Origin of the sequence: Paraburkholderia sp. UCT2 (assembly GCF_014397665.1) — a bacterium.
GTDB lineage: Bacteria > Pseudomonadota > Gammaproteobacteria > Burkholderiales > Burkholderiaceae > Paraburkholderia > Paraburkholderia tuberum.
In genome coordinates this window covers 88,156-101,933 of the sequence record NZ_VZQO01000013.1, presented here as the reverse complement: position 1 = coordinate 101,933, position 13,778 = coordinate 88,156, and the positions used below count along the sequence as shown (strand labels likewise).

The following is a 13,778-nucleotide window of genomic DNA, read 5'->3' as shown; positions in this document are numbered from 1 at the left end:
TTGACAACCGCAGCACGCGCGATCCGATCGCTCAGTTCAAGCGCATGCGCTGCAACTTGTTGTACAGCGTCTTCGGGCTGATTCCCAGCAACGACGCCGCGCGATGCCGCGTGCCGCCGACCGCGTCGAGCGTCGCGCGAATCAGCATTTCTTCGACGTCCGCGAGGGGCGTACCGACGGTCACCTGCACGCGACTGCCGTTCAGATCGCGGCCGTTCGCCGTGCTGGCTTCGTCGGCGCGCAATGACTCGATCACGTCGCCCGATGCCTGATAAGCGCGCCGCACGCGCTCCTGCAGTTCGCGCACGTTGCCCGGCCAGTCGTACGCGAGGCATTCGCGCAGGAAATTCGGCGCCGCCTGCTTCGCGACCTCGGCCGTACCGCGCGCGGTCGCTTCCACATTCAGTTCGTCGACGGCTGCCTGCGCAATCAGCAGCGGATCTTCACCACGCTCGCGCAGCGGCGGCAGCGTGACCGCGGCGGCTTCGAGGCGCAGCGCGAGGTCCTGATGCAGCGAGCCGTCCGCGACCGCCGCGCGCGGCGACTTGCGCGTCGACGCGATGAGCCGGAAGTCGGTCACGATGTGGCTGGTACCGCCCACGCGCATGAAGGTCTGCGAATCGAGCGCGCGCAACAGCGCTTCCTGCTGCGTGCGCGGCAGCTCGGTGATTTCGTTGATGAACAACGTGCCGCCGCTCGCCTGTTCGAAGAGACCCGGCTCGCGCTGCTCGGCGCCGCCGAACGCTCCGCGTTCGTGACCGAGCAGCATGCTGTCGAGCGAGCGATTGAGCCCGCCCGCGGTCGCGCCGCGGCAATCGAACGTGACGAACGGGCCTTTGCGGCGGCGGCTCATGTTGTGCAGCGTGCGCGCGGCGATCTGCTTGCCGGTGCCAGCCTCGCCGGAGATCAGCACTGCGGCTTCTGTCGGCGCGAGACGCTCGATCGTGTCGTACACGTGCTGAATGGCGCCGCTGCGACCGAGCATCGAGCCGAAGCGCCCAAGCTGACGCAGCGCCGCGCGCAGCGCCTGGACCTCCTCGGTCAGCTCATAAGGCCGCGGAATGCGCGCGAGCAGGCTGCGCAGGCGCGGAATGTTGACCGGCTTCAGCAGATAGTCCCAGATACCGTGCCGCAAGCCCTCGATCGCACTCTCGACGGTCGCATTGCCGGTCATCACGATCACCGGAAGCGCGCCGCCCGGCGGATGCGCGGGCAGATGCTGCAACAGATCGAGGCCGCTGCCGTCCGGCAGATTCAGGTCGACGAGCACGACGTCGGGGATGAAGCGCGTCAATGCGCCGCGGGCCTCGGCGAGCGTGGTCGCGGTGTCGACTGAAAAGCCGTCGGCGGCGAGGATTGCCGACAGACCGGACAGGCTATTAGGATCGTCTTCAACAATCAGGGCGTGTGGCATGGCGAGCGCAATTTTATGAATGGGTTGAATGCCCGGTGCGCCGCCAACGCTGATGGCGCGCACCGCGGACTCTGGGGGCTCGATGACAGGGCTAAACGAACGGTCCCTGGGCGATGAAAAAACGACAGCCGCCGGCACTGCGCCTTGAGTCACGCGGGCCGGCGCCTGTAGTTCCTTCACTGGTCCTGTCAGAAATCCCGGTTGCTATCGAAAAACCGGCGCACTTCGAGTTCCGCCTGTTCACGGGTTTTGCCATAGCGTTCCTGAATCAGACCAGCGAGCTTGTCGGCCCGGCCTTCGGCCTTGGTCAACTCGTCGTCCGTCAGTTCGCCCCATGCGGTCTTCGCCTTGCCGATCATCTGTCTCCATTTACCTTCAGCGATGTCGTTGTTCATGGTGCCTCTCCCAGGAGTGGAAAATGAGCGATACTCGCGTAACTCTCTCCACCTAGCAGAGATCGTGCCAAAGAGCGTGGACGAAATCGATCAAGGGCTTGCCGCGCGCCCAACGCGAAATCCGGATGTCGCGATGGTAATTTTGAGAAATTTGCCGGTAAAGTTTTCCTAAACCATACACGGCGCGACAGAAAAGAAAAAGCGCCCAAAAATTGAGCGCTTTTTGTGCAGGCCGGCAGGGCGCCGGGCGCTGGCGGGGTGACGCAGGCGGGCGCTTAGGCGCGGCTGCGGTACTCGTGCGTACGCGTGTCGATTTCGATCTTGTCGCCGATGTTGCAAAAGAGCGGCACTTGCAGTTCGAAGCCGGTGTTCAGCTTGGCGTTCTTCAGCACCTTGCCCGACGACGTATCGCCCTTGATGGCCGGTTCCGTGTAGATGATTTCGCGAACCAGCGTGGTCGGCAGTTCGACCGAGATCGCCTTCTCGTTGTAGAACACGACTTCGCAAGCCATGCCGTCTTCGAGGTAGTGCATCGCGTCGCCCATCATTTCGGCTTCGACTTCGTACTGGTTGTAGTCGGCGTCCATGAACACGTACATCGGGTCGGCGAAGTACGAGTACGTCACTTCCTTGCGCTCGAGCACGACGACGTCGAACTTGTCGTCCGCCTTGTACACGGTTTCCATGCCTGCGCCGGTCAGCAGGTTCTTGAACTTCATCTTGACGACGGCGGAGTTACGGCCCGATTTGTTGTATTCGGCCTTTTGCACGACCATTGCGTCTGCGCCGATCATCACGACGTTGCCGGTGCGGAGTTCCTGTGCGGTCTTCATAAAACTGTCCTGTACGAGATAAATAGCTTAACTGTTGCTCAACGGCATACGGCGCAAGCGGCTTCGGCGTTTCGCCCACCGCCTGCCGCGCGCCGCGTGAAGCGGCCGCGCAGCCCGGATGCGTGAAACGGGATCGGCTCGCGGCGAAAACCCGGGGGCGTGATGCCTCGGCGTTCCACCTGTCCGCTACCTGATTTTTACCCTGTTCGGGCGTGTACACGAGTGGCGCCGATCTGCAACACGCCCAAACATACGTCCCTTTTTTGACATTCGCGTTCCCGACCGGAAGATTGGGACGCGTGCTGTGTCTTTCGAGGGGACCGGTCAGACGGGCTGACCATGGGGTAGTTGGTCTAATCGGGCCGCGCTTGCGTCGTCGGCCGTTGGATAACCGCTTATTTTAACTGAGTTTTTGCGAACGAGGTCAGATTTCCGGCGAGATCGCCGACTTGCGCGAGTTCGACCGCCCAGCCAGCGGCGCGCCGTTTCAGGGCCGGATAGTGGCGCTGGAATTCCGCCCAGTCCGGCTGACCAGCGCCGTTCCACGCGTGCCAGAAGCGCTCGAGCGCGGCGCGCGCGTCAGCTGGGAGCGTGCGGGTGTAGTGCGCAAGTGCGGCGTCGAGCTTTGGCAGATGGGCGTCGTCGGCCTGCGGGTAGATGTGCCAGACGAACGGCTTGGCGGCCCACTGCGCGCGCACGAACGAGTCCTCGCCGCGTACGAAATTGACGTCGCTCGCCCAGAGCAGTGCGTCGTAGCCAGGCTGATCGGTGAACGCGAGCGCGTGCGCGCTGAGGTTGCCGAGCGTCGCATGGGTGCCCGCTGCAAACGACGGTAGGCCGAAAAAGCGCGCCAGCGCGCCGGAAATGCGTCCTTCGGGCACCAGCAGCACGATCGGGCTTGCGTTGTCGCGCCATTGTTCGAGCAGGCTGTCGACGGCCGGGTTTTCGTAGGCGAACAGCGACACGACCGTCGCGTCGGCGGGCGGCGGCGCGTGGCCCGTGACGTTGCGCCACCAGTCGGTGCGCGCGGCGGGCGATGCTTCGAACGCGGCGCGCGCCGCGTCGAGATCGCGCTCCTTCAGGACGCCACCGGTGCCGGGGCCGAGTCCGGGGAAAAAGAAGGTCTTGCTGAGTGCATAGCGCGGATGCGGCGACGGCCGCAGATGAAAATCGGCGATCCAGTCCTCGGCGCTCAGATATTCGAGGTTGAACCAGAGCGGCACGCTCGTTCGCTCTGCCATCGCCGCGATATAGACGGGCGGCAGTTCGCAGGCGAACGCCTCGATCACGACGTCGGCGACTTCGAGCGTATCGCCAGCGTGGGACGGCTCGTGCCAATGCTCGACGACGATGCCGTCGAGCGTCTGCCGCGCACGCTCCAGCTCGAGTGACGGGCACAGCCTCCTGAACGCATGCAGATCGTCGACGAACACGCGCACCTGCCAGCCGTGCTCGCGCGCGAGTTGGCGCGCGAGGCGCCAGCACACGCCGATGTCGCCGAAGTTGTCGATCACCGCGCAGAAGATATCGCAGGCGATCGGGTTGGCAGGGGCGGCGGGTGATCCGGAATCGGGCGCGACGGAGGACATGGCGGCTCGGCTGGCTCGGTGACTCCGGCGAACGGAGCGGGTTCGAACGAACGCGGAATGTTCTAAACTGGCGATTCTAAAGCCTCGCTCGCGATCGCGCGCGCCCTTTGTCCGCCATGCGGGCCGCATCGGCGACACGCGACATGACCCCCGGCGCACGATGCCGGGCACCCGGCGGCGCAATCGGTGCAATCGGTGCAAGCGGCGAGGCAGCGCGAGACAGTCCCACCTCAATCGATCCCGCATGACCGAACCCGAAGCCAGCGACGCCCCCGACACCTTCGAGCCGAAAACAGTGCTCGCCCAACTGCCGCATCTGCCCGGCGTCTACCGCTATTACGACACGAGTGGCGCGGTGCTCTACGTCGGCAAGGCGCGCGATCTGAAGAAGCGCGTATCGAGCTACTTCACGAAGACGCAACTGTCGCCGCGTATCGCGATGATGGTCACGCGCATCGCGCGCATCGAGACCACGGTCACGCGTTCCGAGGCCGAGGCGCTGCTGCTCGAAAACAATCTGATCAAGGCGCTCACGCCGCGTTACAACATCCTGTTTCGCGACGACAAGTCGTATCCCTATCTGAAGCTGACCGGCCACAAGTTTCCGCGCATGGCCTATTACCGCGGCTCGGTCGATCGCAAGAACCAGTACTTCGGCCCGTTCCCGAGCGCGTGGGCGGTGCGCGAGAGCATCCAGATCCTGCAGCGCGTGTTCCAGCTGCGCACCTGCGAAGACTCGGTGTTCAACAACCGCACGCGGCCGTGTCTGCTGCATCAGATCGGCCGTTGCACGGCGCCGTGCGTCGCGAACATCAGCGAGGAGGATTACGCGCGCGACGTCGCCAACGCGTCGCGCTTTCTGCTCGGCCGTCAGGGCGAGGTGATGAAGGAGCTCGAGCAGAAGATGCATGCGTTCGCGAGCCAGCTGAAGTTCGAGCAGGCCGCGGCGGTGCGCAACCAGATGAGTTCGCTGTCGACGGTGCTGCATCAGCAGGCAATCGAAGTCGGCAGCGACAGCGACGTCGACATTCTCGCGGTAGTCGCGCTGGGCGGCCGCGTGTGCGTGAATCTCGCGATGGTGCGCGGCGGACGACATCTCGGCGACAAGGCGTACTTTCCCACGCACGTGGAGAGCGCGTTGACGGCGGAGGAAGGCGGGCTCGAAGAAGACGGCGATCAGCACGATGCATCGGCGGATGCGCGAGCGGTCGCGCCATCGGCCGTGGCGGCGAGCGCCTCGGCCGATGCGCTCGCGATCGCTCAGGACATGCCGTCGGAAGACGAGGACGCCGATGGTAGTGAAGAAGACGCGATCGACGAGGCTGCCGAAGCGACCCCGGACGCCGTCAGCGACGAAGGCGCGGACGAAGGCACCGACGGGAACGCAGAGTCCGGCCCCGCGGCGAAGCGCCGCAAAAGCCGCGCGCCAGGTGGCATCGAATCCGAAGTACTCGAAGCGTTCATCGCGCAGCATTACCTCGGCAATCGCGTGCCGCCGGTGCTGGTGGTCAGCCACGCGCCGGCGCGCGAACTCGTCGACGTGCTGATCGAGCAGGCGGGCCACAAGGTGACCGTACTGCGTCAACCGCAAGGACAGCGGCGCGCTTGGCTCGCGATGGCCGAGCAGAACGCGCGGCTCGCGCTCGCGCGCCTGCTCTCCGAGCAGGGCTCGCAGCAGGCGCGCACGCGCGCGTTGACCGACACGCTCGGCATGGAGTGCGACGACCTCGCGCATCTGCGCATCGAATGCTTCGACATCAGTCACACGATGGGCGAGGCGACGCAGGCGTCCTGCGTCGTCTTTCACCACCACAAGATGCAGTCGTCCGAGTATCGCCGCTACAACATCGCCGGCATCACGCCCGGTGACGATTACGCGGCGATGCGCCAGGTGCTCACGCGCCGCTACGAAAAGATGGTCGCGCAGGCCGCCGCGAATGCGAGCGACGAAGCCGCCGAATCGCAAAGTGACGCGGCCGCCGATCCCGCGCTCGCCGCCGATGCCGCCGAGCCGGCCGCGGCCGGCGGCGTGCTGCCGACCATCGTGCTGATCGACGGCGGCAAGGGGCAGGTGGAGATCGCGCGGCAGGTTTTCACGGAGTTGGGGCTCGATACTGGCATGCTCGTCGGCGTCGCGAAGGGCGAGGGGCGCAAGGTCGGTCTCGAGACGCTGATTTTCGCGGACGGCCGCACGCCGCTCGAACTCGGCAAGGAAAGCGCCGCGCTGATGCTGGTCGCGCAGATCCGCGACGAAGCGCATCGTTTCGCGATCACCGGCATGCGCGCCAAACGCGGCAAGACGCGCCAGACCTCGCGGCTCGAAGAACTCGAAGGCGTAGGGGCGAAGCGGCGTCAGCGCCTGCTGGCGCGCTTTGGCGGCTTGCGCGGCGTGGTGGCCGCGAGCGTAGAGGATCTCGCGAGCGTCGAAGGCATTTCGCAGGCGCTCGCCGAGCAGATCTACCGGCAACTGCATTGAATTGGCGGGCCGCGCCGCGGCGTGATCGGAACGACGGTTCGTCGGACCCGCGGCGTCGCGCTGCGGATGCGCTGGCTGCGAACCACGCGCCGGGGGCGGCTCGCTTGCCACCCCCGCGCGGCCATGCCTGGGCGCGCTTGCTTGTGGCAGGCCCTGTGACACGGCACAATTGCAACTCACTCGTCAGACGCTGCGCCTGCCCCATGCCGTTTAATTTCCCGATATTCCTGACCTGGCTGCGGATCGTGCTGATTCCGCTCGTCGTCGGTGTGTTCTATTTGCCCGACATGATGATGAGCCCTGCGCACCGCAATCTCGCGGCCGCGACGATCTTCATCCTGGCGGCGCTCACCGACTGGTTCGACGGCTTTCTGGCCCGCAAATGGAATCAGACCTCGGCATTCGGCGCGTTTCTCGATCCGGTCGCCGACAAGCTGATGGTGACCGCGGCGCTGCTCGTGCTCGTGCAACTCACGCGGATCGATTCCGCGATCGCGCTCGTGATCGTCGGACGTGAAATCGCGATCTCGGCCCTGCGCGAATGGATGGCGCAGATCGGTGCGTCGAAGAGCGTCGCGGTGAACTCGCTCGGCAAGTTCAAGACCGCTTGCCAGATGGTCGCGATTCCGATGCTGCTGTTCTATGGCCCGCTGCCGCTCGGTGGCGGCGTGACGGTCGACACGCGCGTGTGGGGCCTGTGGCTGATCTATCTGGCTGCGTTCCTGACGATCTGGTCGATGCTGTACTACATGAAGCTCGCGTGGCCGCAGATTCGCGAGCGCGGCGGCATTGCGTGACGGTGTGAATAGAAGAGCACGAGGGGCGCAAAAGTGTGTTCGAACCCCGCACTACTACGAGAGAAATATTTTCTTTAAAGCAGACGGGCAAAGGGGTTGACACGTTTCAGTCGATTCTCCATAATCTCGTTTCTCCGATGCACGCAATGCGAAACACCGGAGACGCAGTAAAGCAGTAGCGGTAAATGCAGCACAACGCGGGAATAGCTCAGTTGGTAGAGCGCAACCTTGCCAAGGTTGAGGTCGCGAGTTCGAGCCTCGTTTCCCGCTCCAGTATTCGAAGCATCGCGTTGTTTGGCGAAGTAAAAAAGGCAGCGCGGTGAAGCAGTTCAATGCGGGAGTAGCTCAGTTGGTAGAGCGCAACCTTGCCAAGGTTGAGGTCGCGAGTTCGAGCCTCGTCTCCCGCTCCATACATCAGGGGAAGCAGCGCTTCCCTTTTTGTTTGGAAGGCCGCTCGTTCTGAACTTCCAGAGCTTCGGTTCTTCTGGTTATCACCAGATAAATCTGCGAACCCGTGTCCAGGTTCCAGTCCGCTTGCGGCGCGATAGCAAAGCGGTTATGCAGCGGCCTGCAAAGCCGTTTAGGCCGGTTCGACTCCGGCTCGCGCCTCCAGTCTTTGATGTAAAGCGAAAGCCCCGACTTGTCGGGGCTTTTCGTTTTTCTGTTCCTCTCTTCGCCAGCCTTGTCGATCGTCGTCATCAAGGTGAGCGGAGCGGTCGATCCGACTGCGTGCCGCAGACGTTCCTCCGAATCGATCAGAAATTGAGCGCGGATTTAATCGACTGCACGGCAGCGGTGTTCAGGAAGCAGTAGTTCTCTTGCAGCGTACCGCCGGACATATACATCGACGAGCGAGAGAGGGCCATCGGGCTGGAACCAGACGCACGAGCAGGTGACGGTGCTGCGGGCGACGCCACGCACATCTATTTCGAATCGAAGATCTCGGGTTCGACGCAGGCGCCACGCGAAGTGATCGCCGGAGCGGACTGGAGCCGCGAGCGCAGCGTGAACGGCACCGATACAGTCGTGAACCGGCCGTTCGCGTTTCCGTTGTCGCGGGGTAAGAGCTGGACGGTCGAATACGCCGGGCAGCATCCGAACCGGGTATTCGCTTCGCAGAAGTGGAACTCGCAGTATCGGGTGGTCGGGACGGAAACCGTCCCAGGCGATCAAGATCGAAGCTGAAGGCGACTGGCTCGCGCAACTCGAGCCGCGGCAGACGGTCATGCAAGCCACCCAGGTCGAGCAGGGCGACACTGCGATGATCACGCATGCGCAGAAACTCGGTCCTGTTCAGGCGACGGGGCGCACGTGTAAAGCGTTTTGGTATGTGCCGGAAGTCGGCCGTTGGGTGAAATCGGTGGAAGAGTATTACGGCAGCAATGGCGTGAGAAACGAGCGCTATACGACCGAACTCGAGTCGTTTAAAAAGAGCGGGCAATAATCGGGTTCAGGCGTTTGATGCGTTCCCGCATTCATTGGGGCAGCGCATTCCGCTCAACGGCGTGTCCGGCACGCGCACGGGAAGGGCAACGCACGCCGGCGCGCCTCATCCAGGGCGGGCGATAGAATCGCACCATCGTCATCGCCCGTTTTCATTGAAGCCGCATGTATTTCCAACTCACCGGCACTCAGGTCCGCCTGCTCGGCTCGATGCATCTGTTTCCCGCGACGAGCCGTCGAACGCCGCCATGGGTCGCCGAAGCCTATGACTGGGCCGACGCGCTCGTATTCGAGTCCGACCCAGCAACGATCCTGCCGTTTCTCAAAGCCGACGCACACCCCGACGCCGCGCAACTGCGGCCCCGGATGCGCGACGAAGCCTGGACGCAACTGCAGGCGCTGTGGCCGACCGATGGCCTGCTCGCGCCGCTTGAAACACTGCGTCCGTGGGCCGCGCTGATCGTCGCGCCGACGCTGCTGCAGCAGGTCGTCGAGGGTGTCGAGCCGCGCATGTTGCGCTCGGCGCTCGCGCAGGCGAAGCCGTATCGCTATCTCGAGTCCGCGCGGGACGTCGCAGTCGCGCTCGAATCGATTCCGCTCGAAGCCATTGCCGCGGCGCTCGACATGTTGATGGCCGACCGCGGCGAACCGCAGCGCACGCTCGAACGGATGCACGCGGCGTGGCTGGAGGGCGATCTGCACGCGATACAGCAAATCGCCGTCGAAGCGCCGATGTTCAATCTGGCCGGCATCCGTCAGGCGATTCTCGACGTGCGCAATCGCGCGTGGGCCGCGCGGCTGAGCGAGTTGCTGGACGTTCGCGCGCGCACGCTGGTGGTCGTCGGCGCGCTGCATCTATGCGGCCCCGGCAATCTCCCCGACTGTCTCGCGCGACCCGTGCAAGCGGTGTTCTGAACGCGTGCGCGGCTTTCGCGACTGAATACAGCCGTGTCGACCGCCCGGATGCCAGGCCTGCGCATGCTCGATGACGAGCCGCGCGGCATAATTGCGGATCGTTGCCCGCGCTGTCGCGCATTGACCCTGAAAGCTACCGATGACTGAACCGCAACACACCGCCGCCGCGCGGCTCGCCCAGCTCGAATGGCGCTGGAAGCCGTTCGGGAACCTCACGAGCGTCGAAGTCTATGAGATGCTGGCCGCCCGCAGCGCGGTGTTCGTCGTCGAACAGAACTGCGTGTATGGCGATATCGATGGGCTCGACGTCGAAGCCTGGCATCTGCTTGCGTATGGCACCGGCGACGGTGCGGCGCTGCCGCCGTTGGCCGGCTATCTGCGCGTGTTGTTGCCCGATGCGGCGGATGCCGATGTGCGCATCGGCCGGGTGTTGACGACCGCGCCGTTTCGCGGCATCGGTCTCGGCAATGCGATGCTCGAACGCTCGCTCGCGCAAATCCGTGCGCTGTGGCCCGATACGCCGATCCGTCTGCACGCGCAGGCGCATCTGCAAGGCTTTTACGGTGCGTTCGGCTTCGAGCCGGTCTCGGAGGTTCACGACGAAGACGGCATCCCGCATGTGTGGATGCGCGCGCTGTGAACGCGAACGGGTCAGCGGGGCACGTTCGTGGTCGTCGACGCCGCATGCGTGAGCCCGCGCGCCGCTTTTGCATGCCGCTCGGCGCGCAGGCGTCCGCGAGACGACAGCCGCATCCAGTGACGCAGCGCGATCAGCGCGCCGACCACGCTCATCATCGAACCCGGAATCCATAGCAGGAGCCCGCCGATCTGCTGATCGCGCATCGGGCTCAGCCACGTGAACGCGCGGCCGCAGATCGAGTAGATCGGATACAACTCGTGCGTCGTAAAAAAGATGAATGCGCCGAGAACGATCTGCGGCGGAATCGCCGCGATCACGACGAGCACGCGCTTGCCCGGAGACAGACGCGCGGGCGGCGCCGGACGCGGATCGAGTACGAGCCACCAGAACAGCAGGCCGTCGATCGCCATGCTCCAGTTCATTACGCGATAGAGCCGCCAGTCGAGCATCGCGACGAAATGGATCGGCGACAGCAGCCAGAAATAGATCAGCCCGACGAATAGCGTGAGCGCGACGACCGGGTGCATGACGACGTCGAGCGCCGTGCGCACGAGCGGTGTTTGCAGCGCGGGCCGCACGAAGCGCTGTCGCCAGCGCAACGGAATTCCCGCGCGCAACGCCGCGCCCGGATACGACAGCGCAATGAAGAACGGCCCGAGATGATGCAGCACCAGATGCTGCAAGCGATGCATGAAGAATTCATGCTCGAAGAAATAATCGAGCCGCGTATGCAGCACGACATACAGCGCGACCAGCCCGAACCAGAATGACAGACGCCGCGCGAACGACAGCCGCGCCTTGCGCGCGCCGCGCACGAACAGGATCGCGGGGATCAGCAACGCGATCACGACGGTCGGCGAAAACTCCCAGGGATCGAGCCAGTAGAGCAGGTTCATGGCGATGGCGCGTGCGGTGGCGGCGGCCCGTCGTGCCGCTTACTTGGTCTGGCCCGGCGACTTGACCGCGAACGGCGCGCTCACTGTTTCGCCGTCGGAGAACTTCAGCGTCAGACGCACGGTGTCGCCCGGCGCGACCTTGTGCTTCGCGTCCTCGAGCATCACGTGATAGCCGCCCGGCGCGATCGCGACCTGGCCATGCGCGGGTACCGTCAGCTTGTCGACCATCACCATCTTCTGCGTCGAACCGTTCGATACGGTTTGATGCAGCATCGCATCGCCGTAGTCGTCGCTCGATACATCGACGAGGTCGATCGGCTTGTCGCTCGCGTTGACGAGCGTCGCATAGCCGGCCGCGGGCAGGTTGTTCGGCAGCCAGCGCACCCACGCGTCCTTGATGCTGATCGCGTGAGCATCGGCCGCTTGCGCGGCCGACGCGGCGCCGAGTGACAGCGCGAGCGCGCAGGCGAGGGAAGCGATTGGTTTGAGCTTGATCGTCATGATGGAATGGACTGGGATCAAAGAAGAATCAGGATTGGTCATCGATGATGCGGCGCAGGTCCTGCGCGATCGCATCGGGCGTGTCGTGATCGGTGGCGAGCAGGCGCGCGCGGCCCCGGCTGTCGAACACATAGACGGCGGAGCTGTGCGTGACCTCGTAGTTGCCGGTCGAGTCGCGCTTTTCCATCTGATAAGCGACACGATAGCGCTTGGCCAGCGACTCGATCTGCCAGTCGGTGCCGGTCAGCCCTTCGGCGTGCTGTGCGTCGAACGCGCCGACATAGTCGTGCAAGGCCCGCGGCGTGTCGCGCGCGGGATCGACGGTGATGAACAGAATGCGCACTTTCTGCGCATCGGGACCGAGCTTGCCGAGCACCTGCATCAGACGGCCCATCGTTTCGGGACAGACGTCCGGGCAATGCGTGTAGCCGAAGTAAACCAGCGACGTGCGGCCCCTGAACGACGCGGCGTTGACGGGACGGCCGGTGTCGTCGGTCAAGGTGAAGTCCAGATCCGGCAGGTGGCCGGTCACGTTGGTCAACTGCCACGGCTCGGCGCGCTGTGTGCAACCGGTCAGCGCGGCGAGCGCGACCAGCATGCCCAGCGCAGTTGCCGCCGCAAGCCGGCGTGCCAACCCGTGCATCAAGCGGTGCGTGAGTCGCTTGGGTCGTGAGCGGGACAGGTTCGGCCGCTGGCGCTGGGGTGGCAGGATCGGGAACAAAGCAGGGTTCAATGACTCGATTGAAGAGCAGGCAACACGAATCGATGGAGCAGGGGGCCGCACCGCCGCCCGATCATGCCGCGCAAGATTCGCGCGCGACACGCGATTGATTGAGAGCGTGCAACGATGTCCATCACACCGACGGTCCGCGTGGCAGCGACTGTAGCGCAAAATTGGCGCCAGCGTCGCGCGGCGCACCGGGCGCGCGATTTGCGAGTCAATTTGACGCAGCTTGCTGAAAGCCGGTTGAAGCCCAATTGTTGCGCTTTTGAACGCAATCGACAGAAGCGGATGGATAGATCGCCCATCGGGCTTGAGTCCCAGCTTACTTTCTCGAAAAATTGACGGATGCGCGGTAAGATGCGCACACTTTTCCGGCCATAGATGGCTGAAAGGCGAACCCAGGCGATGCAAGCACTTCCGGCTGTTCTGTCTCCGAGCGAGACGGCATTTTTCTTCGACTTCGATGGCACGCTCGTCGAACTCGCCCCCACACCGGACGGCGTGCTGGTGCAGCCGCGCGTGATCGACCTGCTGCGTGAACTGCGCAGTCTGACGAATGGCGCGGTCGCGGTGGTGTCGGGGCGCGGCATCGACAGCATCGACAGTTTTCTCGGCATGCCCGATCTGCCGGTCGCGGGTCTGCACGGCGCCGAGCGGCGCGATGCGAATGGCGACACGCAGCGCATCGGCTTTCACGACGAGCGCCTGTTGCGCATGGAGCAGGTGCTCGCGCAGGTCGTCAACGAACATCCGGGCCTGCTGCTCGAGATCAAGGGCGCGGCGCTCGCGCTGCACTACCGCAACGCGCCGGACCGCGAGCCGGTCGCGCGCGAGGCGACCGAGCGGCTCGTCGCCGATTACCCCGCTTCTTACGTGCTGCAGCCCGGCAAGATGGTCTACGAGATCAAGCCGAAGGACGTCGACAAGGGCCGCGCGACGCGCGCGTTCCTCGACGAGCTGCCGTTCACCGGCCGCACGCCGATATTCGCCGGCGACGATCTGACCGACGAGAAGGGCTTCGCGGTCGTCAACGAGCGCGGCGGTCTGTCGATCAAGGTCGGCGCGGGCGAAACGATGGCGCACACGCGCGTCGAATCGGTGTCGTCACTGCTCGACTGGCTCGAAACCATCGTCGCGGCGGCGCGCGGCGCATGA

The 13,778-nt window shown here is 64.5% G+C and carries 14 protein-coding genes and 3 tRNA genes; 10 read left to right on the top strand and 7 right to left on the bottom strand.

The genetic code is table 11. The annotated features are described in order from the left end of the window. Positions 1–31: 31 nt before the first annotated feature. The 4 genes from F6X39_RS13355 to earP form a co-directional block, all read right to left on the bottom strand. The gene (locus tag F6X39_RS13355) at positions 32–1,414 is read right to left on the bottom strand and encodes a sigma-54-dependent transcriptional regulator (RefSeq protein ID WP_187616935.1); all 1,383 of its coding nucleotides are present in this window, start codon (positions 1,412–1,414) and stop codon (positions 32–34) included. Positions 1,415–1,602: 188 nt separating this feature from the next. Then, on the bottom strand, positions 1,603–1,809 hold the full coding sequence (locus F6X39_RS13350) for a CsbD family protein (RefSeq protein ID WP_090801149.1): 207 nt from the start codon (positions 1,807–1,809) through the stop codon (positions 1,603–1,605). A 275-nt stretch (positions 1,810–2,084) separates the two neighbouring features. Beyond that, positions 2,085–2,642 carry an elongation factor P gene (efp, locus tag F6X39_RS13345; protein ID WP_184047636.1) on the bottom strand — a complete coding sequence of 186 codons (558 nt, stop codon included), beginning with the start codon at positions 2,640–2,642 and terminating at the stop codon, positions 2,085–2,087. A gap of 395 nt (positions 2,643–3,037) precedes the next feature. After that, the gene (earP, locus tag F6X39_RS13340) at positions 3,038–4,231 is read right to left on the bottom strand and encodes an elongation factor P maturation arginine rhamnosyltransferase EarP (protein WP_187616934.1); all 1,194 of its coding nucleotides are present in this window, start codon (positions 4,229–4,231) and stop codon (positions 3,038–3,040) included. A gap of 244 nt (positions 4,232–4,475) precedes the next feature. On the opposite strand from earP, the gene uvrC reads away from it, so the two are divergent. From uvrC to F6X39_RS13300, 9 genes are all read left to right on the top strand, one after another. Next, a complete protein-coding gene (uvrC, locus tag F6X39_RS13335) occupies positions 4,476–6,707 on the top strand; it encodes an excinuclease ABC subunit UvrC (RefSeq protein WP_187616933.1) in 2,232 nt (743 codons plus the stop codon). 203 nt (positions 6,708–6,910) lie between these two features. Beyond that, entirely contained in the window at positions 6,911–7,504 is a 594-nt protein-coding gene (pgsA, locus tag F6X39_RS13330; protein WP_062127799.1) for a CDP-diacylglycerol--glycerol-3-phosphate 3-phosphatidyltransferase, read from the top strand. A 197-nt stretch (positions 7,505–7,701) separates the two neighbouring features. Then, positions 7,702–7,777, top strand: a tRNA-Gly gene (locus F6X39_RS13325). A 61-nt stretch (positions 7,778–7,838) separates the two neighbouring features. Beyond that, positions 7,839–7,914, top strand: a tRNA-Gly gene (locus tag F6X39_RS13320). 128 nt (positions 7,915–8,042) lie between these two features. Next, a tRNA-Cys gene (locus F6X39_RS13315) sits at positions 8,043–8,116 on the top strand. A gap of 357 nt (positions 8,117–8,473) precedes the next feature. Beyond that, a complete protein-coding gene (locus F6X39_RS36780) occupies positions 8,474–8,689 on the top strand; it encodes a hypothetical protein (protein ID WP_262414696.1) in 216 nt (71 codons plus the stop codon). Positions 8,690–8,729: 40 nt separating this feature from the next. Beyond that, positions 8,730–8,948: a hypothetical protein gene (locus tag F6X39_RS36775; protein ID WP_262414695.1), complete on the top strand. Its 219-nt coding sequence runs from the start codon at positions 8,730–8,732 to the stop codon at positions 8,946–8,948. A 164-nt stretch (positions 8,949–9,112) separates the two neighbouring features. Then, positions 9,113–9,862, top strand: coding sequence for a TraB/GumN family protein (locus tag F6X39_RS13305; protein ID WP_187616932.1), 750 nt, complete (start codon positions 9,113–9,115; stop codon positions 9,860–9,862). A 139-nt stretch (positions 9,863–10,001) separates the two neighbouring features. Continuing rightward, on the top strand, positions 10,002–10,502 hold the full coding sequence (locus F6X39_RS13300) for a GNAT family N-acetyltransferase (RefSeq protein WP_187616931.1): 501 nt from the start codon (positions 10,002–10,004) through the stop codon (positions 10,500–10,502). An 11-nt stretch (positions 10,503–10,513) separates the two neighbouring features. Here F6X39_RS13300 and F6X39_RS13295 read toward each other — a convergent pair whose 3' ends face one another. The 3 genes from F6X39_RS13295 to F6X39_RS13285 are packed head-to-tail and all read right to left on the bottom strand — an operon-like array spanning position 10,514 to position 12,542. After that, positions 10,514–11,398 (bottom strand): cytochrome c oxidase assembly protein, encoded by an 885-nt coding sequence (locus F6X39_RS13295; RefSeq protein WP_187616930.1) that lies wholly within the window; start codon positions 11,396–11,398, stop codon positions 10,514–10,516. A gap of 39 nt (positions 11,399–11,437) precedes the next feature. Beyond that, a complete protein-coding gene (locus F6X39_RS13290; RefSeq protein ID WP_090801139.1) occupies positions 11,438–11,899 on the bottom strand; it encodes a copper chaperone PCu(A)C in 462 nt (153 codons plus the stop codon). A 28-nt stretch (positions 11,900–11,927) separates the two neighbouring features. Next, on the bottom strand, positions 11,928–12,542 hold the full coding sequence (locus F6X39_RS13285) for an SCO family protein (protein ID WP_187616929.1): 615 nt from the start codon (positions 12,540–12,542) through the stop codon (positions 11,928–11,930). Positions 12,543–13,028: 486 nt separating this feature from the next. Here F6X39_RS13285 and otsB point away from each other — a divergent pair, with 486 nt between their 5' ends. After that, positions 13,029–13,778 (top strand): trehalose-phosphatase, encoded by a 750-nt coding sequence (otsB, locus tag F6X39_RS13280; protein ID WP_187616928.1) that lies wholly within the window; start codon positions 13,029–13,031, stop codon positions 13,776–13,778.